The sequence below is a fragment of the Isoptericola sp. NPDC057559 genome (assembly GCF_042801555.1).
Lineage (GTDB): Bacteria > Actinomycetota > Actinomycetes > Actinomycetales > Cellulomonadaceae > Isoptericola.
The window spans coordinates 35789-59764 of record NZ_JBHVFQ010000018.1 but is presented as its reverse complement, the minus strand read 5'-3'; the positions used below and the strand labels follow the sequence as shown (position 1 = coordinate 59764).

Sequence of the window (23976 nt, the reverse complement as noted above, 5' to 3'; positions counted from 1 at the left end):
CGTCTCGCAGATCGAAGGTGCAGGTTCAGAGCCGGCTCCGACGCCGGCCGGGGGGTTCATCGCAGGAGGTAGATGACGGCGAAGAGGGCGATCCACACCACGTCGACGAAGTGCCAGTAGTAGGACGTGACGATCGCGGTCGTGGCCTCGTGGTGGCCGAAGTTCCGGGCGGCGAACGATCGGCCGAGCAGGAACAGGAAGGCGATGAGGCCGCCGAGCACGTGGAGGCCGTGGAAGCCGGTGGTCAGGTAGAAGACCGAGCCGTACGGGCTGGACGAGATGGTCAGGCCCTCGTGCACCAGCTCGGTGTACTCGAAGATCTGGCCGCCGATGAAGAAGGCGCCCATGAGGTAGGTGAGGGTCATCCACTCGTGCATGCCCCACTTGTTCACCTGGAAGATGGAGCCGGAGCGCACCGGCTTGAACCGCTCCGCGGCCCACACACCCATCTGGCAGGTGACCGACGACAGCACCAGCACGGTGGTGTTGATCGTCGAGAAGGTGATGTTGAGCTTGTCCGCCTGAGCGGCCCACTCCGCCTCGGGCATCACCGAGCGCACGGTGAAGTACATGGCGAAGAGGCCGGCGAAGAACATGAGCTCGCTCGCGAGCCAGACGATCGTCCCGACCGACACGGGGTTCGGACGGTTGACGCTCACGTGCTGGTGGGCATGGGGGGCAGCAGCCGTTGCGGTCGACACGTCAGCCATTATGGCCGACATGTGGCCGGTTCGAGCCACTCGTGTGGGCGCTGCGCGAAGTCGATGCGCACAGAATCTGCGGAAACTCGCCACTCTGCCCCTACGAGGTGACGGATCGATGGAGAGTGCCAGTAAAAGACCACGTTTGGTGGCTGCCCGAGGTGACGTGGGTGTGCCACGATGCCAGCAAACGTCGACGTCCGGCAGCCGCGCGCCTGGCCCGGGCGTCGTGTCCGTGCCCGGTGCCGCGCACGTCCACGAAGGGGAGCCTCGATGACGGATCAGACGACGGAACACCCGACCAGCCTCGAGCCGGCCGCGCCCGCCCGCGGGCCGCGCGTCCTGCTATACAGCGACGACCGGACGGTGCGCGAGCAGGTCCGGACCGCCGTCGGCCCCCGGCTGCGGGCGCACGCCCCGGAGATCGCCTGGGCCGAGGTCGCGACCTCCGCCGCGCTGATCGCCGCCGCGGACCGTGGCGGGTGGGACCTGCTGGTGCTCGACGGCGAGGCGGACAAGGCCGGCGGGATGGGGCTGTGCCGCCAGCTCAAGAACGAGGTGTACCGGTGTCCGCCCGTCGTGGTCCTCACCGGCAGGCGGGACGACGGATGGCTAGCATCGTGGTCGCTCGCCGACGCCGTGGTGCCGAGGCCGCTCGACGCGATCGAGCTGCAACGCACCGTGGCCGGCTTCCTGACCGCAGCCGCCTGACCCGCCGAGGGGCGTACGCCCTGCCCCGGGTGCCCGGCTCCGAACCGAAGGGACCCTCGTGGCATCCACCGACCCGGCCACCGACCCCACCTGGCCCGGCATCCTCACCGAGCTGGTCGCCGGGCGCGACCTGACCGCCGCGGAGACGGCGTGGGCCATGGACGAGGTCATGTCGGGCGAGGTCCCGCCCACCCGCCTCGCCGGCTTCCTCGTCGGCCTGCGTGCGAAGGGAGAGACGGCGGCGGAGCTCACCGGGCTCGCCGACGCGATGCTCGAGCACGCGACGCGGATCGAGGTGCCCGGGAGGACGGTCGACATCGTCGGCACCGGCGGCGACCGGCACCACACCGTCAACGTGTCCACGATGGCCGCCGTCGTCATCGCAGGTGCCGGGCTCCGGGTCGTCAAGCACGGCAACCGGGCCGCGTCCTCGTCGTCGGGCTCCGCGGACGTGCTCGAGGCCCTCGGGATCCGTCTCGACCAGGCGCCCGAGCGGGTCGCGGCCCTGGCGGGCGAGGTGGGGATCACCTTCTGCTTCGCGGGGCTGTTCCACCCGTCGATGCGGCACGCGGGCGTGGCGCGCCGCGACCTGGGCATCGCCACCGCGTTCAACTTCCTCGGCCCGCTCACCAACCCGGCGCAGCCGGGTGCGACCGCCGTCGGCTGCGCCGACGCGCGCATGGCGCCCCTCATGGCGGGCGTGTTCGCCGGCCGCGGGACGGACGCGCTCGTGTTCCGTGGCGACGACGGGCTCGACGAGCTCGCCGCCACCGGGGGAGCGACCGTGTGGGAGGTGCGCGGCGGCACCGTCGTCGAGCACCGCCTCGACGCCGCGGCGGACCTCGGCCTGCAGCGCATCGAGGTCGCCGACCTGCGCGGCGGCGACGCCCCCCACAACGCGGGAGTGGCGCGCCGGGTGCTCGACGGGAGCGACCGCGGACCCGTGCGCGAGACGGTGCTGCTCAACGCCGCCGCGGGCCTCGTGGCCGACGGCAGCCTGCCGGGCACCGGCGAGGGGTCGCTCGTCGAGCGGCTCGCGGCCGGGATGGGCCTGGCGGCCCGGAGCGTCGACGAGGGCGGCGCCGTCCGCGTGCTCGACGGCTGGGTCGCGGCGACGCAGGACTGACGGCCCGGGCTCGGCCGCGCCGGTCGGCCGCGAGGCTCAGTCGTCGAGGCCGAGGGCGAACGCCTGCTCGAGGTCCACGTGGGAATAGGTGCGGAACGCGATGAGGGTCTCGGTCCGCACCACGCCGGGGACCTTGCTGATCCCGTCGGCGATCACGTCGGCCAGCTCCTCGTGCTCGCGCACGCGCACCATGGCGACCAGGTCGGCCTTGCCGGTGACGGAGTAGACCTCGCTGACCCCCTTGAGATCCGTGACCTTGACGGCCACCTCGGGAATCTGGTCGGCCTCGGTGTCGATGAGCACGATGGCGGTCAGCATGCGGTCATCGTAGCCACGCCGGCCGGCTTCGCGACGCTGGCCGACACGGCCCCGAGGTCGACGTGGGCCGCGGCAGACCGGGCCGGGCACGACCACGGCTCGCTCACGTGCACGAGGCGGACCCCCGGCGACTCGAGCCAGGCGAGCACGAGGGCGGCCTCCTCCGGGTGGCACGCGGGCGCGGGCGCCACGGGCGGGGCGACGTCCTCGGCCGTCGCTCGCAGGGCGTCGACCACGGGCAGCGGGTCCTCGTCGGGGCCCGTCACCGCCGTGGCCGCCAGCCGGGCGTGCTTGACCACGACGAGCTCCCAGCCCCCCGCCGCCGTCGGCCTGCCGGCGACGAGCTCGGCGCACCGTGCGACGGGGGTGAGGCGCTGGGCCCGCGCGGCGCCCTGGACGAACGACCGGAGCCGGTGCGTGACCTGCCCGGCCTCCTCGAAGCGTTCCTGGGCGGCGAGGCGTGCCACCCGGGCGGCGAGCGCGTCGACGACGGCGGACGGGTCGCCGGTGAGGGCCGTGCGCGCCGCGTCGACCACGGCGTCGTAGCCGGCGTCGGCGGTGCCGGTGGCCGTGCACGGCGCGGAGCAGCGCCCCATCCCGGCGAGCGCGCACGGGCTGCCCGGCGTCCGCGCGACGCGGGGCAGCCGGGCGGTGCACTGGCGCAGCGGAAGGGCGTCGTGCAGGGCGTCCACGGCCGCCTGGGCCGCCTGCCGGGAGCTGAACGGGCCGATGTGCGGGGCGCCCTCCCGGACGTCGCGCACGACCGACAGGCGTGGGTACGCCTCGTCGGTGAGCCGCACCCACGTCTGGCGCTCGGGGTGCTTGGAGCGGCGGTTGTAGCGGGGGGAGTGCTCGGTGATCAGGCGCAGCTCGCGCACCTGGGCCTCCAGCGGCGTCGCGCACACGACCGGGGTGACCGCGTGCGCGATGCGGACCATCTCCGTGATGCGGCCGCGCTTCTCGGCCGCCGTGAAGTACGACCGCACCCGCTTGCGCAGGTTGGTGGACGTGCCGACGTACAGCACCTCGTCGCCGGGCCCGCGGAACAGGTACACCCCCGGAGCTTCGGGCAGGCCGTCGGCGAGCGTGCGCTTGCGGCGCACGTCGGGCGGCACGGGGTCCGCGGCGGTGGCGAGGTCCTCCAGGTGCGTGATCCCCAGCGGCGCCAGGCGCTCCAGGAGCGCGTGCAGCACGTCGACGGTCGCGCGGGCGTCGGCGAGCGCGCGGTGGTCGGGCGTCACCCGGGCGCGGAACAGCATGGCCAGCGTGGAGAGCTTGTGGTTGGGCGCCTCGTCGCGCGTGACGACCCGCCGCGCGAGCGGCACGGTGTCGACCACGCGGAACCCGGGCCAGTCGTAGCCCAGCCGGTCGCACGCGGCCCGCAGGAACCCGACGTCGAAGGGCGCGTTGTGCGCCACGAGCACGGCGTCGCGGGCGAACTCCAGGAAGCTCGGCAGGACGAGGTCGATCGGGGGAGCGGTGGCGACCATCGAGGTCGTGATCCCCGTGAGCCGGGCGACGAACGCCGGGACCGGGTGGCCCGGGTTGACGAGCGACTGCAGCTCGCCGAGGACCTCGCCCGCCCGCACCTTCACCGCGCCGATCTCGGTGATGCCTCCGTCGGCGGCCCGGCCCCCGGTGGTCTCGAGGTCGACCACGACGAAGGTGACGTCGCTCAGCGGCGTGCCGAGGTCCTCGAAGGACGGCTGCAGCGGGGTCGGGCTCGCCGCGGGCGGGGTGGTGCTCGGCATGTCGGGAACGTAGCGAGACCCACCGACACGCACCGGGCGTGCCCGCCCGGTCCTCAGGGCGCCGCCGTGAGGACCGGGCCGGCACGCCCGGTGCCGAGGTGGGTCCGGGTCAGCTCGCGGACTTCTGGCGGGTGTCGACGTACAGGTTGTCGATCTCCGTGGCGAAGTCCTTGACGAACACGTGCCGGCGCACGCTCTGCTTGGGGGTGAGGTACCCGTTCTCGACCGTGAGGTCGCCCGGCAGCACCGCGAACTTGCGGATGGACTCCGCCTTCGACACGGCCTGGTTGGCGCGGGTCACCGCGGCGTCCAGGGCGGCGAGCACGTCGGGGTCCGTCGAGGCCTGCTCGGGCGTCATCTCCGGCTTGCCGTGCATCTTCAGCCAGCCGGGCAGGCCCTCGGCGTCGAGGGTGACGAGCGCGGCGATGAACGGCCGGTTGTCGCCGACCACGACGCACTGGCTCACCAGGGCGTGGGCGCGGATCCGGTCCTCGAGGAGCGCGGGGGCGACGTTCTTGCCGCCCGCCGTCACGATGATCTCCTTCTTGCGGCCCGTGATGGTGAGGAACCCGTCGTCGTCGAGGACGCCCAGGTCGCCGCTGCGGAACCAGCCGTCGTCGAACGCCTCGGCGGTCGCCTCGGGGTTGTTGTGGTAGCCCCGGAAGACCTGGATGCCGCGCAGCAGCACCTCGCCGTCGGGGGCGATGCGCACGCCGCAGCCGGGCAGCTGGGGCCCGACGGACCCGATCTTGATGGCGTCGGGGCGGTTCACGCTGGTGGGCGCGGTGGTCTCGGTGAGGCCGTAGCCCTCGAGGATGGTGACGCCCAGGCCGCGGAAGAAGTGGCCGAGCCGCTCCCCGAGCGGTCCGCCGCCGGAGACGGCGTACTGGGCCTGCCCGCCGAGCACGGCGCGCAGCTTGGAGAACACCAGGGTGTCGGCGACCTTGTGCTGCAGGCGCAGCCACAGCGACGGGCCGGACGGGGTGTCGAGGGCCCGCGAGTACGCGATGCCGGTGGCGGCCGCCCAGTGGAAGATCTTGAGCTTGCCGCCCGCCGCGGCGCTCTGCTCCGCCGCGTTGTAGACCTTCTCGAAGACGCGCGGCACGGCGAGGATGTAGGTGGGGCGGAACGCGCCCAGCCCGGCGGTGACGGTCTTGAGGTCCGCCCAGTGGCCCAGCACGGTGCCGCTCGCGATCGCGAGGATCTCGATGTAGCGGGCGAAGACGTGCGCGAGGGGCAGGAACAGCAGCGTGCGCCCGCCGTCCTTGAACACCTCGGGGACGGCGGCGACGGCGTTGACGCCGAGCAGCGCGAGGTTGCCGTGGGTGATCTCCGCACCCTTGGGGGTCCCGGTGGTGCCGGAGGTGTAGATGATCGTCGCGACGTCGACGAGGTCCGCGATCGCGCGACGACGGGCGATCTCCTCGTCGGGCACCTCGGCGCCCGCGGCGGTGAGGGCGGCGATCGCGCCGTCCTCGATCTCGAGGACCTCGCGCAGCGCGGGGGCGCGGTCGGAGACCTCGGCGACGGTGGCGGCGAGGCCGGAGTCCTCGACGACGAGCACGGTGATGGCCGAGTCGGTGAGGATCCACTCGACCTGCTCGGCGGACGACGTCTCGTAGATCGGCACGGGCACCGCGCCGGCGGCCCAGGCGGCGAAGTCGAGGAGCGTCCACTCGTAACGGGTGTGCGACATGATCCCGACGGGGTCGCCGGGCTGCACGCCCTTCGCGACGAGCCCCTTGGCGACGGCCACCACCTCGGCGTCGAACTGCGCGGCCGAGACCTGCTCCCAGCCGTCGCCGGACGGGCGTTCGGCGAGCGTGGCGCGCGGGTCGTTCGCCACGCGGGTGGCGAGGAGGTCGTTGAGGTTCGACGTGGCAGGCAGCTCGACCGCCTGCGGAATGGTGATCTCGTCCATGCTGACTCCATCGTCCATGCTGATGCATTGCCAGGGGTTCGTTCCCAGGCGGTCACGATACCGGGTCTCACGAGTGGTCCAGGACACGGTTTGGTGACGGACGGGCGTCGCACCCTCGCGGCGGTGGTGGCTAGTCTGGACCCTGCGCGCACCGCGCGCCCCCGTGCCGCTCGCCGACCGGGTGACACGCCGTGCGGACGCGGCGTCCCGACACATGAACGTGAGGTTCCTGCATGCACGCCATCGGAGTCGACATCGGCGGCACCAAGATTGCCGTGGGTGTGGTGGACGAGGCGGGCACGATCCTCGCGAAGGTGCGGCGCGAGACGGTCGCCGACGACGTCGCGGGCATCGACCGCGCCATCGCCGACGCCTGCGCCGAGCTGGCCAAGGAGCACGAGGTCGGCGCGATCGGCCTCGCGGCGGCCGGCTTCGTCAGCCCGGACCGCCGGTCGGTGCAGTTCGCGCCCAACATCGCGTGGCGCGAGTACCCCCTCGCGGAGCGCATCGAAGGGCTGCTCGACCTGGACGTGCCGGTGGTCGTGGAGAACGACGCGAACGCCGCCGGCTGGGCGGAGTTCCGGTTCGGCGCCGCGCGCGACGCGACCGACATGCTCATGCTCACGGTCGGCACCGGCCTCGGCGGCGCGATCGTCGTGGACCGCGAGCTGGTGCGCGGCAAGTGGGGCGTGGCGGCCGAGGTCGGGCACATGCGCGTCGTCCCCGGCGGCCACTACTGCGGCTGCGGCCACGAAGGCTGCTGGGAGCAGTACGCCTCCGGCTCGGCCCTGGTGCGCGACGCCCGGCAGGCCGCCGTCGCCCAGCCGGCCCGTGCGGCCCGGCTCGTGGAGCTCGCCGGTGGCGACGCCGCCGCGATCGAGGGGCCGCAGGTGACGCAGGCCGCCCAGGAGGGCGACGAGCTCGCGACCGAGCTGCTGGCGACGCTCGGCCGGTGGATCGGCGAGGGGTCGGCGTCCGTGGCCGCCCTGCTGGACCCGGAGCTGATCGTCATCGGCGGCGGCGTCGGCGCGGCCGGCGACCTGCTGCTCCTGCCCGTGCGCAAGGCCTACGAGGCGCAGCTCTCCGCCCTCGGCCACCGTCCGGTGGCGCAGATCGAGCTGGCCGAGCACGGCAACGAGGCGGGCATCATCGGCGCCGCGGACCTGGCTCGCCGCTGACGGACCGGGCCGGCGGCTCCTGCTGCCGGCCCCTCCGTCCTCGCCGCCGAGGTCGTGCACCGCCTCGTGCGGCCGGGCGCCTCAGACGACGGCGCCCGTGTCGTGGTCCTCCGGGTCGCGCCGGTGCGGCATGCGCCAGAGCAGGATCCCCAGGGCGACCAGGAAGAGCACGCCCGCGACGGGTCCCGACCAGGTGGGGATGCGGAGCGTCGGCACGGCGGCGCGCACGACGACCCCCACGACCACCAGCACCGGGACGGCGAGCACGAGGGTCCACGCCAGGGTCAGCAGCGGGTCGCGCGAGAGCACCGGCTCCGGCTCCGGCGGCACAAAATGAGACTCCGTCTCCTCGAGCGCCTCGACCTCCGGCGTGAGGGGCCAGTCGCGCGGGCCGTTCCCGGTGGTGCGGACGGGTCCCTCGTCGGTCTCGGACGGAGACTCGGTGTCGCGTGGCGGGGTCGCCTCGGACGCCGTGGTGCTCGTGCCGTCCGCGGTCCTCGCGTCGGCGTCGTCGCCGAGGTCGCCCAGCTGCGCGACGATGTCGGCCCAGCGGGCCTCGACGGCGTCGTCGGGCAGGTCGTCGTCCGGCAGGTCCGGTTCGGCGTCCGGGTTCGGTGCGGGCATGGGTTCACTCTATTGTCGTGGGCGATGCTTCGTGTCGGTGGCGACGCCCGCCGGCGCCACGGCCCGTCGCAGGCGGTCCGCTGACGGGGCGCTGCCGGCACTGGGCGAGGAGGACAGTTGTTCTACTGGGTGATGAAGAACGTGGTGGTGGGGCCGTGGCTCCGGCTGGCGTTCCGCCCCTGGACGAAGGGCGTCGAGAACATCCCGTCGTCGGGCCCGGCGATCCTGGCGAGCAACCACCTCGCCGTCATCGACTCGTTCGTGCTGCCGCTCGTGCTGGACCGCCAGGTCCAGTTCCTGGGCAAGTCCGACTACTTCACCGGCGGCGGCGTCCGCGGCCGGATGGTGGCGGGGTTCATGCGCGGGGTCGGCACGATCCCCGTGGACCGGTCGGGCGGCAAGGCCAGCGAGGCCGCCCTGCGCACCGGGCTGCGCGTGCTCGACGAGGGCGACCTGTTCGGCATCTACCCCGAGGGCACGCGCAGCCCCGACGGCCGCCTGTACCGCGGCAAGACCGGCGTCGCCCGCCTGGCGCTGGAGTCCGGCGCCCCCGTGATCCCGGTCGCGATGGTCGGGACCGACGTCGCGCAGCCGCTGGGCCGGGCGATCCCGAGGCCGATGTCCATCGGCATCGTCATCGGGGAGCCGCTCGACTTCAGCCGCTACCGCGGGATGGAGAACGACCGGTTCGTGCTGCGGTCGGTGACCGACGAGATCATGTACGCCATCCTGCGGCTGTCGGACCAGGAGTACGTGGACGTCTACGCGGCCACCATGAAGGCCCGGCTCGCGGCGGCGGCCCAGCAGCCGGACCAGGACCCCGCGTCCCCGCAGGACCCTTCCGAGGGGCCGTCCTCCACCTCCTGAGGCCAGCGCGTCCCGCGGGGCCGGCACGACGGGCTCACGACACGGCGAGCCGGACCCACGCGTCGGGCGGCAGGTCCGGCCGGCCCGGTACCGCGCGGTGCTCGAGCACCCAGCGCTCGCCCGCGACCTCGGTCGCGACCCGCGGCCAGAAGGCCGCGGCGGGCGCGTTGGCGTCCTGGTACGCGATCTCCCACGGGCCGGGCACTGCCCGGAGCACCGCGGCGGCGACGTCGCGCCCGACGCCGTGCCGCCGGGCCGCCCGCACCACGAAGAACGCCGACAGCACCCGCACCGGGCCGTCGAGGCCGCGGACCAGGGCGAACGCCACCGGACGGTCGTCGACGGTCGCGAGGTGCGCCGCCCAGCCGGCGCCGTCGTGGCGGTCGAGGCCGTCGAGGGCCGCGCGCAGCCGCTCGTCGCGGAACCGGCCGTCGGGCCCCGGCAGCTCGCCGGTGACCCCCGAGAGGTCGTGACGGAAGAGCGCCCACAGCCGTTCGAGGACGTCGCGGTCGTCGACGGTCGCGGGACGGGTGCGGGGGCGGGGGAGGGGAGCGCGTGAGGTCGTCATACGCAAGAGCCTCCCGGCGCCGGACGGCGGGGGAGGCTCGGCCGACATCATCTCACGCGAGGGGCGCCGGGCGCGCGCCCGGCTCGCCCGGCGGACGGCGGGACCGGGTCCCGGGCGGTGCTCCTAGGATGGGAGTGATCCCGTCCCCCACCGAGAGGTAGCCCCTGTCATGTCGGTTCGTCGCGTGGCTCTCCTGACCGCCGGCGGCTTCGCGCCCTGCCTGTCCTCCGCCGTCGGCGGCCTCATCGAGCGTTACACGGAGCTCGACCCGTCGATCGAGATCATCGCCTACCAGTACGGCTACCACGGCCTCCTCACGGGCACGAAGATCGTGGTCGACGAGGAGGGCCGCAAGCAGGCCGGCATCCTGCACCGCTTCGGCGGCTCGCCCATCGGCAACTCCCGCGTGAAGCTCACCAACGCCGCGGACTGCGTCAAGCGCGGCCTCGTCCAGGAGGGGCAGAACCCGCTGGAGGTCGCGGCCGAGCAGCTCAAGGCCGACGGCGTGGACGTGCTGCACACCATCGGTGGCGACGACACGAACACCACGGCCGCGGACCTCGCCGCGTACCTCCACGACAACGGGTACGAGCTCACCGTCGTGGGCCTGCCCAAGACGATCGACAACGACGTGGTGCCGATCAAGCAGTCGCTCGGCGCCTGGACGGCGGCCGAGGAGGCCGCCGGCTTCGCCGCGAACGTCATCGGCGAGCACCGCTCCGGCCCGCGCATGCTCATCGTGCACGAGGTCATGGGCCGCCACTGCGGCTGGCTCACCGCGGCCGCCGCGCAGGAGTACCGCAAGTGGCTCGACACGCAGGAGTGGGCGCCCGCCCTCGGACTCACGCGTGAGCGCTGGGACGTGCACGCCGTCTTCCTGCCCGAGCTGGAGATCGACATCGACGCCGAGGCCGCCCGCCTGCGCGCCGTCATGGACGAGATCGGCAACGTCAACATCTTCCTGTCCGAGGGCGCGGGGATGAACGAGATCGTCCAGCAGCTCGAGGCCGCCGGCGAGGAGGTGCCGCGCGACCCGTTCGGGCACGTCAAGCTCGACACGATCAACCCGGGCCAGTGGTTCGCCAAGCAGTTCGCGGAGAAGCTGGGCGCCGAGAAGGTCATGGTGCAGAAGTCGGGCTACTACTCGCGCGCCGCGGCCGCGAACGCCGAGGACCTGCGCCTCATCAAGTCCATGACCGACCTGGCCGTCGAGTGCGCGCTGCGCGGCGAGGCCGGCGTCATCGGGCACGACGAGGAGGACGGCGACCGCCTCAAGGCGATCGCGTTCCCCCGCATCGCCGGCGGCAAGGCGTTCGACGTCTCGCAGCCGTGGTTCGGCGAGATCCTCGCGGGCATCGGCCAGCCGCTGGTCCCCGCGAAGCCCGCCGCGCACTGACGTACCCACCCCGCAGCCACCGGCAGGAGCAGCCCGCATGACCACCGCCGTCGACACCGTGGCGCCCGGGAGCGACCCCGAGGGCCTGGACAGGTTCCGGAGCCTCGAGGCGCGCCAGCAGCCCACGTGGCCGGACGCCGACGCGCTCGCGGCGGTGGCGGGCAGGCTCTCGCAGGCGGCACCCCTGGTGGTGCCGGCCGAGGCGAGGCAGCTCACGGAGCGCCTCGCCTCGGCGGGCCGGGGCGAGGCGTTCCTCCTGCAGGGCGGGGACTGCGCCGAGACGTTCGCCGACGCGAACGCGACCCGGATCCGCAACAAGATCCGCACCATCCTGCAGATGGCGGTGGTGCTCACCCACGGCGCGAGCACGCCGGTGGTGAAGATGGGCCGGCTGGCGGGGCAGTACGCCAAGCCGCGGTCGTCGGACCTGGAGACGCGCGACGGCGTCACGCTGCCCGCGTACCGCGGCGACATGGTCAACGGGCACGAGTTCACGCCGGGCTCCCGCACGCCCGACCCGGTGCGCCTCGAGCAGGCCTACCGGATCTCGTCGGCGACGGCGAACGTCGTGCGCGCCTTCACGCAGGGCGGTCACGCCGACCTGCGGCGCGTGCACGAATGGAACCGCGGGTTCATGCGCAACCCCGCGTACTCGCGCTACGAGCGCACGGCCGCCGAGATCGACCGGGCGATCCGCTTCATGGAGGCCTGCGGCGCCGACTTCGACGCCCTGCGCTCGGTGGAGTTCTACCTCAGCCACGAGGCGCTCATCCTCGACTACGAGCGGGCCCTCACCCGCGTCGACTCCCGGACCGGCGAGGCGTACGCGACGTCGGCCCACTTCCTGTGGATCGGCGAGCGGACGCGCCAGCTGGACGGCGCGCACGTCGAGTTCCTGTCGCGGGTCGCCAACCCCATCGGGGTGAAGCTCGGCCCGACGACGTCGGCGGACGATGCGCTCGCCCTGGCGGCGCGGCTCAACCCGCGCAACGCCCCGGGCCGCCTGACGTTCGTCACCCGCATGGGGGCCGGCAAGGTCCGGGACGTGCTCCCCGGGGTGGTCGAGAAGGTCACCGCGGCGGGCGTGGCCGTCACCTGGGTGACCGACCCGATGCACGGCAACACGATCACGTCGGAGAGCGGCTACAAGACGCGTCGGTTCTCCGACGTCCTGGACGAGGTGACCGGCTTCTTCGAGGTGCACCGCGCCCTCGGCACCGTGCCCGGCGGCCTGCACATGGAGCTCACCGGCGACGACGTCACCGAGGTGCTGGGCGGCAGCGAGGAGATCGACGACGCGGGCCTGGCGCTGCGGTACGAGACCCTGGTCGACCCGCGCCTCAACCACCAGCAGTCGCTCGAGATGGCGTTCCGCGTCGCGGAGATGCTCACCAGCTGGTGAGCCCGGTGAGCCGGGCGGCTACCAGACCGTCAGCGTGACCGTGCTGCCCTTCGGGGCCTTGCCGGTGGTGTCCTGGAAGCGGACCGTGTCGAGCAGGCCGCCCAGGTAGGCGTTCTCCTTGACCTTGAGGCCGGCCTTCTCGAGCGCCTCGCGGGCCGGCCCGGTGCGCTTGCCGACGACGTTCGGCACCTCGACCAGCGGCGGGCCCTGGGAGATCGTCAGGGTGACCGTGTCCGTGCGGTGCGCCGCGGCGCCCTGCTCCGGGTCCTGCGCCACGACGTGGCCCTTCGGGACGTCCTCGGAGTACTTCGGGTCGGCCAGCTTCACCACGAGCCCGAGGCCCTCGAGGTCGGCGACGGCGGCGTCCTTCTCCTTGCCCACCTCCTGCGGCACCTGCACCGGCGCGGGGCCGTCGGAGAGGGTGAGCGTCACGGGGGTGTCGTGCCGCTGGCGGGTGCCCTCGCCCGCCGAGACGTCGAGGACGGTGCCGCGGTCGGCCTCGTCGTCGTACGCTCTCGTGGGCGACCCGACGGTGAAGCCCGCGCGCTCCAGCGCGGCGGTCGCGTCCTTGCGGTCCGCGCCCACGAGGTCGTGGGGCACCGTGAGCATCCGGACTCCCCGCGAGAGCACCAGCTCCACCGAGCCGTCGTGGCGGACCCTCTCGCCCGGCGCGGGGACGGTGGTGACGACCGCGCCGACGGGGACCTCGTCGTCGAACGCGCGGCTGGTCGTGGTGTCGAGACCGGCCTGCTCGAGGGCGGCACGCACGTCGTCGGCGGACGCGCCGGCCACGCCGGAGGGCACCGAGGTCCAGGCGCCCGGGCCGTCGGCGAACCACCACCAGGTGCCCAGGCCGCCCCCGCCGAGCAGCAGCACGAGGGCGAGCGACCAGGCGACCGCGCGCCGGCGCCGGGAGGGCCGTCGGTACGCCTCGGTGGGCTGCTCGACGAGCCGGGCGGTGGGCTGGGAGGGTGCGGTCGCGGACACCTCCTGGAAGAACGCCGTGGGGATCTGGTCCACGGCGTCGGTGGCCCCCGCACCCTCGTCGCCCTCGTCGCCGTCGGCGTCGTCCGCGGCGTCGTCGGAGGTGCCCGGGGCGTCCTCGGCGGGTGCCTCCGCGCGGCGGTCGAGCAGCTCGGGGTCGAGCGACGCACGCAGGGCCTCGACCGCCTCGAGGGCGGCGCCCGCGTCGGCGGGCCGGCGCTGCGGGTCGCGGGCCGTGAACGACGCGACGAGCGCGTCGAGCTCCTCGGGGAGCCAGTCGACGCGCTCCGAGGGCGCCGGGTGGTCCTCGTGCACGTGGTGGAAGGCGACCTGGATCGGCGTCTCGCCGGGGTAGGGAAGGGCGCCGGTCGCGAGCTCGTAGGCGAGCACGCCGACGGCGTACACGTCCGTGCGGGCGTCGCAGCGGCCGCTGGTGATGACCTCCGGGGCGAGGTAGGCCACGGTCCCGAGCACGGTGCCCGTCGTGGTGGTCGTGACCTCGGTGACGGCCCGCGCCAGGCCGAAGTCGGCGACCTTCACCCGGCCCTCGCCGGTGGGGCCGTCGCCGTCCCCCACGACGAGCACGTTCTCCGGCTTGACGTCCCGGTGCACCAGGCCCTTGCGGTGGGCCGCGGCCAGCGCCGCGAGCACCTGCGCGACGACGTCGAGGGTGCGGCCGAGGGTGAGCGCGCCGGCGTCGTGCAGCTCGCGCCGCAGGTTGGTGCCGGGCACGTACTCCATCGCCAGGTAGCTGGTGTCCCCGTCGACGCCCTGGTCGTAGACGGCGACGACGCCCGGGTGGGTGAGACGGGCGGCCGCGCGCGCCTCGCGGCGGAACCGGGACACGAACGCGGCGCCGTCCACGCCGTCGGCCAGGTGCGGGTGCATGACCTTGATCGCGACCTCGCGGTCGAGGCGGCGGTCGGTGGCCCGGTAGACCGTGGCCATGCCCCCGCGCGCGACGCGCGCGACGATCTCGTACCGCCCGTCGACCAGGCGGCCGAGCATCGGGTCGGTCGTCGCGATGGCCACGCGACGAGTGTAGGGGCGGCCCGATCGGCGGGCCCGTAGGCTTGCCGGGTGAACGACACCGCATCCCCCGCGCCCGTCCCCGACGGCGCCACCGACGACCGCGCCGCGCTCGAGTCCCTCGTGGACGAGTGGCTGACCCTCCCCGACGTCGCCGAGGTGCTCGGCACCCCGGTGAGCAAGGTGCGGGGGCTGGTCGCCGAGCGGACGCTGGTGGGAGTCAAGCGCGGCGAGCGGAACACCTTCCAGGTGCCCGCCGTCTTCCTCGTCACCGACGGCGACGTGCCGCACGTGCTGCCCACGCTGCGCGGCACGGTCCTCGTGCTCTCGGACGTGGGGCTCGACGACCCGGCCATCCTGCGCTGGCTGTTCGAGACCGAGCCGTCGATCGGGAACGCGCCGATCGCCGAGCTGCGGGCCGGCCGCCGCGCCGAGGTGCGGCGGGTCGCGCAGGCCCTGCTCTGACCGCTCGCTGACGGAGTCCGCGGAGGACCGTGCGCCCGGCTCAGGCCGCGCGGTCCACCGCGGCACGCGCCAGGTCCAGCAGCACCGTGCGCCCCGGCTCCGCGAGGTCCGCCGCGGCGAGGCCGGCGAGGCCGACGTCCGCGAGCGTCCCGATGAGCGTCTCGACCCCGTCGAGCGCGCCGGAGCCCGCGATCACCCCGCGCAGCCGCTCGACCGCCGCGACGTCGAGGTCGGGGTCGCCGAGCCGGGCGACGACGAGGTCGCGGTCGGCGGGGCTCGCGGCGGCCATGGTGCGGGCCACGAGGACGGTGCGCTTGCCCTCGCGCAGGTCGTCGCCGGCGGGCTTGCCCGTGACCGACGGGTCGCCGAAGACGCCGAGCACGTCGTCGCGGAGCTGGAACGCCTCCCCGAGCGGCAGGCCCGCCGCGGAGACCGCGTCGACGCGGGCGGGCGCGGCGCCGGCCAGGACGGCGCCCAGCACGAGCGGGCGCTCCACCGAGTAGCGGGCGGACTTGGCGCGCAGGACCGCCCGCGCGCGCTCCTCGTCCGCCGCCGGGTCGAGCCCCCACGGCTCCGCCTGCACCAGCACGTCGAGGTACTGGCCGACGACCACCTCGGTCTGCATGGCGTCGAACAGGTCCCGGGCGTCGGCGGCGCGGCCGGGGAGGGCGACCGACGCCGCGGCGATCTCGCGCTGGCACGCGACCAGGCACAGGTCGCCCAGCAGGATCGCGGCCGCCGTCCCGAAGCGCTCCGCCGAGCCCGACCAGCCGGACCCGGAGTGCCGGGCCTCGAACGCGCGGTGCGCGGTGGGCTCGCCGCGGCGCGTGTCGGAGGCGTCCATGACGTCGTCGTGCAGCAGCGCCGCGGCCTGGAACAGCTCCAGGGCCGCACCGACGCGGACGACGGCGTCGCGCTCGGGACCGTCGGCGGGGCCGCCGTGGGCCCGGAACGACCAGTAGCAGAACGCCGCGCGCAGCCGCTTGCCCCCGCGGAGCAGGACGGCGGCCTGGTCCGTGAGCGCGGCGGCGGGGGCACCGATCGCGGCCACCTCCTGCGCCAGGTCGGCGAGGTGCCGCTCGACCTGGGCGTCGACGTCGTGGCGGAGGTTCTCGAGGTCGACCAGGGACGGTGCGGTGGGCATGCGGCCAGCCTATGCGTCCGGCCCGGGGCCGGGGCCCGGGTCAGCCGACGAGGACCGAGCCGCTCACCGTCACGAGGCGGCGCTCGCCGTCGTCGAGGACGCCGAGGGTGACCGACTCCACGACCGGGCCGGCGTCCTTGGCGCCCTTCTTCGACTTCGGGGTGGTCTCGCGGCCGAACGTGGTCTGGGCGGTGAGCCCGGTGAGCGTCCCTGTCTCGGACTGGGTGAAGCCGGCCTTGTCGAGCCGCTTCGCGAGCTGGTCGATGACCTCCTGCGTGCTGCGGGTCGAGCTCAGGTTGAGCGTCACGTCGGTGAGCCTGCCCTCGCCGGGCGCGGCCGAGCTGGCGAGGACCGTGGCGTCCTCGGGGGCGCCGAGCAGCTTCTCGGGGAAGCCGGGGGCGTAGCCGCCGACCACGGTGTCCGGGTCGAACGTGGGCAGGGCCCCCGGGGCGTCCGGGTCGGCGCTCGCCGTCGCGTCCGCGTCGCCGCGGAGCCCGACGCCGGAGCCGTCCTCGCCGGTCGCGGAGACCTCGTCGTCGGGGGTGCCGCCGTCGAGCAGGCCGCACCCGGACAGCGCCAGGAGCACGGTGAGCGCCGTGGCGACGCCACCCGCACGGGCACCGCGGACGGTGCGGGCGCGTCGCGTCGGGCGGGGGAGCGTGGGCACGGCGCCCACCGTAGCGGGCCGTGCGGGTGGACCCGGCAACGCCGACCGGCCCGAGGGCGGCGAGGACGCCTCACCGCGCGCCGTGGACTGGAGGCTGCCCCCAAGGGCGGTGCGTCCACAACCGGCCGCGGGTGGCGGTCGGGCCTCCGCCGGACCCGATGGGATCGGGTCATGGAAGCCGTCTATGCCACGCCACACGCCGGGGAGCCGGGCTCCCCGTTCGACCTGCCCGTCGTGCTCCGCTCGTCCCGCGACCTGCTCGCCGCCGTGCCGTACCTGCTCGGGTTCCGGCCCCGCGAGTGCTGCGTGGTCGTCTGCGTGACCACCGAGGGCCGGATCGGGCTCGTCGCCCGGACGTCGCTCACCGACGCGGACGGGGTCGCCCGGCCCGACGGGCCGGGGCCGGACGCCCGCACGGTGGCCCGGGCCGCGGCGCGGGCCGGAGCCGCGTTCGTCCTCGTCGTCCTGTGCACCGCACGGCCCGAGGCCGCCGTGCTGCGGCACGCGGTCGACGTGCTCGCCGCCCTCGACGAGGTGCTGGACGTGGCGGCCGACGTCGAGACCTGGCTGGTGGGTGCCGACGGCTACCGCGGTCTCGGCTGCTCCGACCCGGCGTGCTGCCCGCCCGGCGGCCGCCCGCTGGGCGAGCTCGAGCACGGCGAGGTCGGGGCGGCGTTCGTCGTCGCGGGGCGGGCGGTCGCGGCCTCGGAGCAGGAGGCGCACCGCATCGTTCGGGCGCCGGTCGCCGTGCGCGACCGGGCGGCGAAGGCCGCCGGCCGGGCCGAGCGGGCGCGCCCCACGGCCCTGGACGGCGAGGCCGCGGGCGTCTCGACGGCGCGATGGCGCTCGGAGGCCTACGGCGTGTGGCGCGACCTCGTGCGCCAGGCCGCCGACGAGCGGCGCGCCGCCGTCCCGGGCGGCGAGACGGTCCTGCCGCCCGCGAGGCTCGGACGCCTGGCAGCCGCGCTCGCGGACGTCTCCGTGCGCGACGCGGTGCTCCTGTCGCTCGTGCCCGGTGGCGCCGACGTGGCGGACCTGACCGCGGGAGGCGCCGAGGACGAGGCGGCGGTCGAGGTGGCCACGGCCCGGGCGATCGCGCGCGTGGTGGACCCGCGGGTCGGTGTCCCGCCCGACCCCGCGACCGCCGATGCCGCGCGGCTGGTCCTCGAGCAGGTGGTCGGCGCCGCGCCGCGCCGCTGGCACGCGGCCCCGCTCGCCCTGCTGGGGTTCCTCGCATGGTGGCGGGGCGACGGCTGGCTCGCCTCGCGACGTGTCCGCGAGGCGCTGCGCCAGGACCCGTCGCACCGCCTCGCGGCGCTCCTCGCCGGGGTGCTGCGGGCGGCCGTGCCGCCGGGCTGGGTGGCGTCCTCCGGGGGCCGGGTCCCGTCGGACGCGACCGGCCCCGCGACCGGCCCCGCGACCGGGCTCGTGACCGGGCTCGTGACCGGGCTCGTGACCGGCCCGGCGACCGGGGTCGTGGGCGGTCCGGTGACCGGGCTCGACGTCGGGTAGCGTGCCCCCATGGCGATCGTCGTCGGACTCCTGAGCACGGCCGAGGGACAGGCGGCACTCGCCGCAGCGAAGCGTGAGGCGCGGGAGAGGTCCGTCCCGCTCACGGTCGTCGCGACCAAGGGCGACGGCGACCCCGGGAGGCAGGCGGTCGAGGACGACCTGGCCGCCTCGGGGCTGCCCTACGCGGTGGTCGGCGGCACCGGAGACCTCGCCGAGGACCTCGTGCGCACCGCCCAGGAGGCCGGGGCGGAGCTGATCGTCGTGGGGCTGCGCCGGCGCAGTCCCGTCGGCAAGCTCATCCTCGGCTCGGGGGCCCAGCGGATCCTGCTCGAGGCCCCCTGTCCCGTGCTCGCGGTGAAGCCGTGACCGCGGCGCGCCGCGCCACGCCGCGGGGTGTGACGCTCGTGACCGTCGGCGGTCACCGGGCGGAACCGCCGGGCGACCGCACGGTGCGCCGTTCCCCGCGGTACGGCGGGAATCTTCGAGCGCTCCCGTGCGTTGAGCCAGCACCGGAGACCGCACGACGCGGGTACTGGAGCGGGCGCAGGAGCCCGCGGTGCCCCACCGTCGCGGATGTCGCCGGTACAATAGGGGTGTCCGCCTGAGCCACGACAGTCCGAGTCGGAGGCCTTGACGGCGGTGCACCGTCCCCTCGAATGCCGAAAGGTCGGTTTGTGGCGTCCACTGCGCAGAACCCTGCACTTCCCCGCGAGTTCGAGCACCCTGCCCTGCAGGGCCTGCTCGCTCGAGGCACCGCCGACGGCCGGGTCGACGCCGAGAGCTTCCGCGCTGCCTGCGAGGACGCCGCGGTGGCGGACCCGAAGCGTCTGAAGGCGGTCCTGCGCGCCTTCGCGACCGCGGGCGTCGAGATCGGTGTGCCCACGGCCACCAAGGTCGCCGCCGCCAGCACGAGCCGGAGCACCGCGACGCGCGCCAAGGCGCCGGCGGCGCGGTCGGGCGCGGTGAAGACCTCCACGGTGAAGTCGTCCTCCGCCACGACCCCGGCCGACGAGGAGTCGGGCGAGGCGGCCCCGGCCGCCAAGAAGCCCGCCGCCGCGAAGTCGGCGTCGGCCAAGGGCGCCAAGACGACGCGTGGGCGCAAGGCCGCCTCGAAGGACGAGCCGGGCCCGGACGACATCGAGGAAGTCGAGCTCGACGACGACGCGACCGAGGGCGCGGACGACGAGCAGGACAACACCGCCGAGCGTGCCGTGAAGGGCACGAAGGCCACCGCGGGCAAGGACGGCAAGGGCGAGGACGAGGAGACGGGATTCGTCGTCTCGGACACCGACGACGACGACCAGCCCGCGCAGCAGGTCGTCACCGCCGGCGCCACGGCCGACCCGGTCAAGGACTACCTGAAGCAGATCGGCAAGGTCGCGCTGCTGAACGCGGAGCAGGAGGTCGAGCTCGCGAAGCGCATCGAGGCCGGCCTGTTCGCCGAGGAGCGGCTGTCCAAGGACTACGCCGACTACGACAAGACGAAGGCGAGCGCCGACGAGCGTCGCATGTACCGCGACCTGCGGTGGATCGCGCACGACGGCAAGCGCGCCAAGAACCACCTGCTCGAGGCGAACCTGCGCCTCGTCGTCTCGCTCGCCAAGCGCTACACCGGCCGCGGCATGCTGTTCCTAGACCTCATCCAGGAGGGCAACCTCGGTCTGATCCGCGCCGTCGAGAAGTTCGACTACACCAAGGGCTACAAGTTCTCGACGTACGCCACCTGGTGGATCCGGCAGGCGATCACGCGCGCCATGGCCGACCAGGCCCGCACCATCCGCATCCCGGTGCACATGGTCGAGGTCATCAACAAGCTCGCCCGCGTGCAGCGCCAGATGCTCCAGGACCTGGGCCGCGAGCCCACCCCGGAGGAGCTGGCCAAGGAGCTGGACATGACCCCCGAGAAGGTGGTCGAGGTCCAGAAGTACGGCCGTGAGCCCATCTCGCTGCACACGCCGCTGGGCGAGGACGGCGACAGCGAGTTCGGTGACCTCATCGAGGACTCCGAGGCCGTGGTCCCGGCCGACGCCGTGAGCTTCACGCTGCTGCAGGAGCAGCTGCACCAGGTGCTCGACACCCTGTCGGAGCGCGAGGCGGGCGTCGTCTCGATGCGCTTCGGTCTGCAGGACGGGCAGCCGAAGACCCTCGACGAGATCGGCAAGGTCTACGGGGTGACGCGCGAGCGGATCCGTCAGATCGAGTCCAAGACGATGTCGAAGCTGCGGCACCCGAGCCGGTCCCAGGTGCTGCGGGACTACCTGGACTGATCCCGCGCAGCGCGCACAGGGCCCCGGTGCCAGTCGATCCCTCGACCGGCACCGGGGCCTTCGACGTCCCGGCGTCAGGCGGCCGGGACGCCGGGGACGCCCTGGACGGCGGCCCAGCGGGAGGACGGCGCGAGCACGCCCAGCGGGTCGAGCCGGCGCCGCATCGACACCAGGCGGTCGTACGTGCCGCTCCCGAACGCCGTGCGCAGCAGCTGCGCCGAGGCGGCGTCGCGGGGCCCCGCAAAGTTGAGCAGCGACCCGCCGGTGCACCACGGACGCATGGCGTCGTGCACGGCCTGGACGTGGGCGGCGGCGTCCGGCGGCCCCAGGGGCACGCCGAGGGAGCCGACGAACAGGGTGCAGGCCGCGTCGCGGCCGGCGACGGCGTTCGGGACGGCGGCGGGCCGTCCCACCGCGCCGCCGAGGAGGCGGATCTCGGCCATCATCACGGGCGACCCCGGCGGCACGGCCGCGAGGAAGACGTCGACGGCGTCGGCCGAGAGCTCGCGCAGCTGACCGCCGCGCTCGACGAACGGCATCGGGTCCTCCGGGTCGGCGTGGATCTCGCCGATCCGCACGTAGGGCAGGTCGCCGACGGTGTCCAGGATGGGTGCCGCGACCGACCGCAGCGCGTCGACGAGGCCGTCCGCCGGCGCGCCGTCCCGCCCGCCCTGCCCGTCGTCGCCGAGGTGGCGCACGTACCGCACCACGAGGACGGCGCGTCCGCGCAGCGGCTCGGGCAGGTCGGGGAGCGGCGGCAGGTTCAGGCGCGCGACGGACGTGGACACGGACTCCGGCATGTCGGGCACCAGCTCGCGCCAGCGGTGCAGGACGGGCGCCGCGTCGGCGACGTCGAACCACAGGGTGCCGCCGTGCACCGTGCGCAGCGGGAACAGGTCGAACGTCATCGACGTGACGACGCCGAACGCGCCGCCGCCGCCCCGCAGCGCCCAGAACAGGTCCTCGTTCCGGGTGGGGGACGCGGTGACGAGCGCGCCGTCGGGGGTGACGACGTCGAGGGAGCGGACGTGGTCGGCGGCGAAGCCGAACGTGCGCGCGAGCGGCCCGAGCCCGCCGCCGAGGGTGTAGCCCACCACCCCGACGTGCGGCGACGACCCGCAGAGGCCGCCGAGCCCGTGCGGCGCGCCGGCGTCGAGCACGGCGCGCCACGGCGTGCCCGGCCCGACCGTGGCCGTGCGCTCCACGGGGTCGATCTCCAGTCCGTCGAGAGCCGACACGTCGAGCAGGACGTCGGCGGGCCCGGTCGGGGCCGCGCTGTGCCCGGTGGAGCGCACGCCGACGCCGAGCCCGTGGCCGGCGGCAGCCCGCACGGTGCGGGCCACGTCCTCGGGCGAGGCGGCGCGCACGACGAGGGCCGGGCGGTGCACCAGCGCGAGGTTGAAGCCCCCGAGGGCCGCGTCGTAGGCGGGCTCGCCGGGGAGGTGGACGGTGCCGGCGAGGCCGGGCCGGACCTCGTCGGCGACGGTGGAGGCCGAGGCGGTGAGGTGCTGCGCCGTCGGGTCGTCGAGCGACACGGCGGCGGGGGTGGTGCTGGACATCGGTGACTCTCCTTCGGTGGACGGTGCCGGGGAGAGGGAGCCGTGCGCGGCCCGGCGGTGACGGGTCGGTGCCCGGGGCCCCCGGGTGAACTGTGGGGGCATTCCCCTGGCCTGGGCCGATGTGGCAGGGTGTCCGCGTGCTCCAGACCACGGCCTTCCCCGGGCGGTCCCGGTTCGTCGCTCTGCTCGCGCTCGTCGTCTCGCTGGCGCTGGCGCTCGCGTCGGTGCTCGTGGCCCCGCCGGCACAGGCGGCCACCTGGTCCCTGACGGGCTCCGGCGGCGGGACGACGACGGCGGCGAGCGGCAAGACCCTCACGGTCCGCTACCTCAGGTCCGGCAAGCCCGTGAAGGGCGCGACGGTGACGCTCCAGCGCAAGAAGGGCTCGTCCTGGGTCAAGGTCCGTACCGTGCGGACCGGCACGAAGGGCCGCGCGTCGACCACGGTGAAGCCCACCGTGTCGGCCAGCTACCGCTTCCGGACCAGCCACGCCACGAGCGGCGCGGTCAAGGTGCTCGTCGTGCCCGTGCGGTTCGCGATCTCCGGCTCGGGGTCGGGCCACGGCGTCGGGATGGCCCAGTGGGGCGCGTACCAGCAGTCGCGGTCCGGCCGTACGGCGGCGCAGATCCTGGGCTACTACTACCCGGGCACCACGGTCTCGACGGCGAACGACCCGCGCACCAGCCTCGACGTGCAGGTGCTCGGACCGCCGTCGGACAGCCGGACCACGACCGTGCTGGCCATCGGCTCCGGCAGCTGGCAGCTCAAGGACCCCGCGGGCGCGGTGGTGGCGAGCGGAGGCGCCGCGGAGCAGGTCACGACGGGCGTCGCGTCCGCGGGCGTCACGGCCAAGGTCACCCGGGGCGGCGCGACCGTCAAGAGCGTGCCGGCGCGGTCCAGCCTCACCTTCGAGTGGTCCGGCACGCGCTACTTCCAGCCCACCGGGACGAAGGCGGTCGCGACCGTCGCGGGCGCCCAGGGGACGTACCGCAACGGTCGCCTCGTGGTGACCAAGCGGTCGAACCGGCCGAACGTCGTCAACGAGGTGATCATCAACACCGAGTACCTCTACGGGCTGGACGAGATGCCGTCGGGATGGGGCGCGAGCGCCAACCGCGGCGCGGCGGCCCTGCAGGCGCAGGCGGTCGCGGCGCGCAACTACGCGATCGTCGAGAAGGTGAAGGGCCTCAAGTCCACCTGCGGCTGCCACGTCTACGACGACACCCGCTCCCAGCACTACACCGGGTGGAAGAAGCAGGGCGGCAGCTGGGGCGGTACCTGGGTCGCGGCCGTGGACGCCACGGTGCAGGACGGCACGGTGACGGTGCTGCGCGACGCCGACGGCCTGTTCGCCGAGACGCCGTACTTCGCGTCGACGGGCGGCGCGGGCGGGCGCCGCGGCACGGCGACCAACGCGGAGGTGTTCGGGACGACGGCCCTGCCGTACCTCAAGCACGTGCCCGACACGTACTCGGCCAAGGCGCCCGGCAACCCGTACGTGACGTGGAGCGACTCGATCACGCAGTCGAAGGCCCGGTCGCTCTTCGGGCTGTCGTCGGTGCGCTCGATCGCGGTGACGTCACGGTGGTCGAGCGGTCAGGTCAAGACGCTCACGGCCACGTCGGCGACCGGGAAGAAGGTGTCGCGGACCAGGACGGCGGACGGGTGGCGCACCGCCCTCGGGGTGCGGGCGTCGTGGGTCGGCTCGCTCACCGGCCGCAACAGCTGACCCGCGCGGACCACGCACGAGAGCCCCGCACCGTTCCGGTGCGGGGCTCTCGTCGTTCG

The 23976-nt window shown here is 74.6% G+C and carries 21 protein-coding genes; 11 read left to right on the top strand and 10 right to left on the bottom strand.

The genetic code is table 11. The features are described from left to right. Window positions 1-56 precede the first annotated feature (56 nt). Window positions 57-710, bottom strand: coding sequence for an aa3-type cytochrome oxidase subunit III (locus ACFU5J_RS15970; RefSeq protein WP_380323495.1), 654 nt, complete (start codon window positions 708-710; stop codon window positions 57-59). A gap of 264 nt (window positions 711-974) precedes the next feature. Between ACFU5J_RS15970 and ACFU5J_RS15965 the strand changes: the two genes are divergently transcribed. Continuing rightward, window positions 975-1412, top strand: coding sequence for a hypothetical protein (locus ACFU5J_RS15965; protein ID WP_430575976.1), 438 nt, complete (start codon window positions 975-977; stop codon window positions 1410-1412). A 58-nt stretch (window positions 1413-1470) separates the two neighbouring features. Next, window positions 1471-2538, top strand: a complete 1068-nt coding sequence (gene trpD, locus ACFU5J_RS15960; protein WP_430579376.1) for an anthranilate phosphoribosyltransferase — start codon at window positions 1471-1473, stop codon at window positions 2536-2538. Between the two features lie 36 nt (window positions 2539-2574). Here trpD and ACFU5J_RS15955 read toward each other — a convergent pair whose 3' ends face one another. From ACFU5J_RS15955 to ACFU5J_RS15945, 3 genes are all read right to left on the bottom strand, one after another. After that, window positions 2575-2856, bottom strand: coding sequence for an Lrp/AsnC family transcriptional regulator (locus ACFU5J_RS15955; RefSeq protein WP_430575974.1), 282 nt, complete (start codon window positions 2854-2856; stop codon window positions 2575-2577). Then, a complete protein-coding gene (locus ACFU5J_RS15950; RefSeq protein WP_430579375.1) occupies window positions 2850-4607 on the bottom strand; it encodes a DEDD exonuclease domain-containing protein in 1758 nt (585 codons plus the stop codon). Before ACFU5J_RS15950 ends, ACFU5J_RS15955 begins: the two co-directional genes overlap by 7 nt. A 109-nt stretch (window positions 4608-4716) precedes the next feature. Beyond that, on the bottom strand, window positions 4717-6528 hold the full coding sequence (locus ACFU5J_RS15945) for an AMP-dependent synthetase/ligase (protein ID WP_430579374.1): 1812 nt from the start codon (window positions 6526-6528) through the stop codon (window positions 4717-4719). Window positions 6529-6761: 233 nt separating this feature from the next. On the opposite strand from ACFU5J_RS15945, the gene ACFU5J_RS15940 reads away from it, so the two are divergent. After that, window positions 6762-7706: an ROK family glucokinase gene (locus ACFU5J_RS15940; protein WP_430575971.1), complete on the top strand. Its 945-nt coding sequence runs from the start codon at window positions 6762-6764 to the stop codon at window positions 7704-7706. A gap of 81 nt (window positions 7707-7787) precedes the next feature. On the opposite strand, the gene ACFU5J_RS15935 is transcribed toward ACFU5J_RS15940, so the two are convergent. Continuing rightward, window positions 7788-8330: a hypothetical protein gene (locus ACFU5J_RS15935; protein WP_430579373.1), complete on the bottom strand. Its 543-nt coding sequence runs from the start codon at window positions 8328-8330 to the stop codon at window positions 7788-7790. Between the two features lie 117 nt (window positions 8331-8447). Between ACFU5J_RS15935 and ACFU5J_RS15930 the strand changes: the two genes are divergently transcribed. After that, window positions 8448-9197, top strand: coding sequence for a lysophospholipid acyltransferase family protein (locus ACFU5J_RS15930; protein WP_430579372.1), 750 nt, complete (start codon window positions 8448-8450; stop codon window positions 9195-9197). Window positions 9198-9231: 34 nt separating this feature from the next. On the opposite strand, the gene ACFU5J_RS15925 is transcribed toward ACFU5J_RS15930, so the two are convergent. Then, the gene (locus ACFU5J_RS15925) at window positions 9232-9765 is read right to left on the bottom strand and encodes a GNAT family N-acetyltransferase (protein ID WP_430579371.1); all 534 of its coding nucleotides are present in this window, start codon (window positions 9763-9765) and stop codon (window positions 9232-9234) included. Window positions 9766-9934: 169 nt separating this feature from the next. Between ACFU5J_RS15925 and ACFU5J_RS15920 the strand changes: the two genes are divergently transcribed. Next, complete coding sequence (locus ACFU5J_RS15920; protein WP_430579370.1) at window positions 9935-11161, top strand: pyrophosphate--fructose-6-phosphate 1-phosphotransferase; 1227 nt, start codon at window positions 9935-9937, stop codon at window positions 11159-11161. Between the two features lie 37 nt (window positions 11162-11198). Continuing rightward, window positions 11199-12563: a class II 3-deoxy-7-phosphoheptulonate synthase gene (locus ACFU5J_RS15915; protein WP_430579369.1), complete on the top strand. Its 1365-nt coding sequence runs from the start codon at window positions 11199-11201 to the stop codon at window positions 12561-12563. A gap of 18 nt (window positions 12564-12581) precedes the next feature. Here ACFU5J_RS15915 and pknB read toward each other — a convergent pair whose 3' ends face one another. After that, on the bottom strand, window positions 12582-14579 hold the full coding sequence (pknB, locus tag ACFU5J_RS15910; protein WP_430575965.1) for a Stk1 family PASTA domain-containing Ser/Thr kinase: 1998 nt from the start codon (window positions 14577-14579) through the stop codon (window positions 12582-12584). A gap of 48 nt (window positions 14580-14627) precedes the next feature. Here pknB and ACFU5J_RS15905 point away from each other — a divergent pair, with 48 nt between their 5' ends. Continuing rightward, window positions 14628-15041 (top strand): Rv2175c family DNA-binding protein, encoded by a 414-nt coding sequence (locus ACFU5J_RS15905; protein WP_430575964.1) that lies wholly within the window; start codon window positions 14628-14630, stop codon window positions 15039-15041. 40 nt (window positions 15042-15081) lie between these two features. On the opposite strand, the gene ACFU5J_RS15900 is transcribed toward ACFU5J_RS15905, so the two are convergent. Then, the gene (locus tag ACFU5J_RS15900; RefSeq protein ID WP_430579368.1) at window positions 15082-16185 is read right to left on the bottom strand and encodes a polyprenyl synthetase family protein; all 1104 of its coding nucleotides are present in this window, start codon (window positions 16183-16185) and stop codon (window positions 15082-15084) included. 40 nt (window positions 16186-16225) lie between these two features. Further along, window positions 16226-16852: a hypothetical protein gene (locus tag ACFU5J_RS15895; RefSeq protein ID WP_430579367.1), complete on the bottom strand. Its 627-nt coding sequence runs from the start codon at window positions 16850-16852 to the stop codon at window positions 16226-16228. Between the two features lie 171 nt (window positions 16853-17023). Between ACFU5J_RS15895 and ACFU5J_RS15890 the strand changes: the two genes are divergently transcribed. From ACFU5J_RS15890 to ACFU5J_RS15880, 3 genes are all read left to right on the top strand, one after another. Then, window positions 17024-18364: a DUF4192 domain-containing protein gene (locus ACFU5J_RS15890; RefSeq protein WP_430579366.1), complete on the top strand. Its 1341-nt coding sequence runs from the start codon at window positions 17024-17026 to the stop codon at window positions 18362-18364. A gap of 9 nt (window positions 18365-18373) precedes the next feature. Further along, complete coding sequence (locus ACFU5J_RS15885; protein WP_430575960.1) at window positions 18374-18730, top strand: universal stress protein; 357 nt, start codon at window positions 18374-18376, stop codon at window positions 18728-18730. A 308-nt stretch (window positions 18731-19038) separates the two neighbouring features. Continuing rightward, window positions 19039-20631 (top strand): RNA polymerase sigma factor, encoded by a 1593-nt coding sequence (locus ACFU5J_RS15880; RefSeq protein WP_430575959.1) that lies wholly within the window; start codon window positions 19039-19041, stop codon window positions 20629-20631. Window positions 20632-20705: 74 nt separating this feature from the next. Here the strand turns inward: ACFU5J_RS15880 and ACFU5J_RS15875 are convergent, their stop codons facing one another. Further along, complete coding sequence (locus ACFU5J_RS15875) at window positions 20706-22190, bottom strand: FAD-binding oxidoreductase (RefSeq protein WP_430579365.1); 1485 nt, start codon at window positions 22188-22190, stop codon at window positions 20706-20708. A 137-nt stretch (window positions 22191-22327) separates the two neighbouring features. Between ACFU5J_RS15875 and ACFU5J_RS15870 the strand changes: the two genes are divergently transcribed. Continuing rightward, window positions 22328-23917, top strand: a complete 1590-nt coding sequence (locus ACFU5J_RS15870; RefSeq protein WP_430579364.1) for a SpoIID/LytB domain-containing protein — start codon at window positions 22328-22330, stop codon at window positions 23915-23917. Window positions 23918-23976 lie beyond the last annotated feature (59 nt).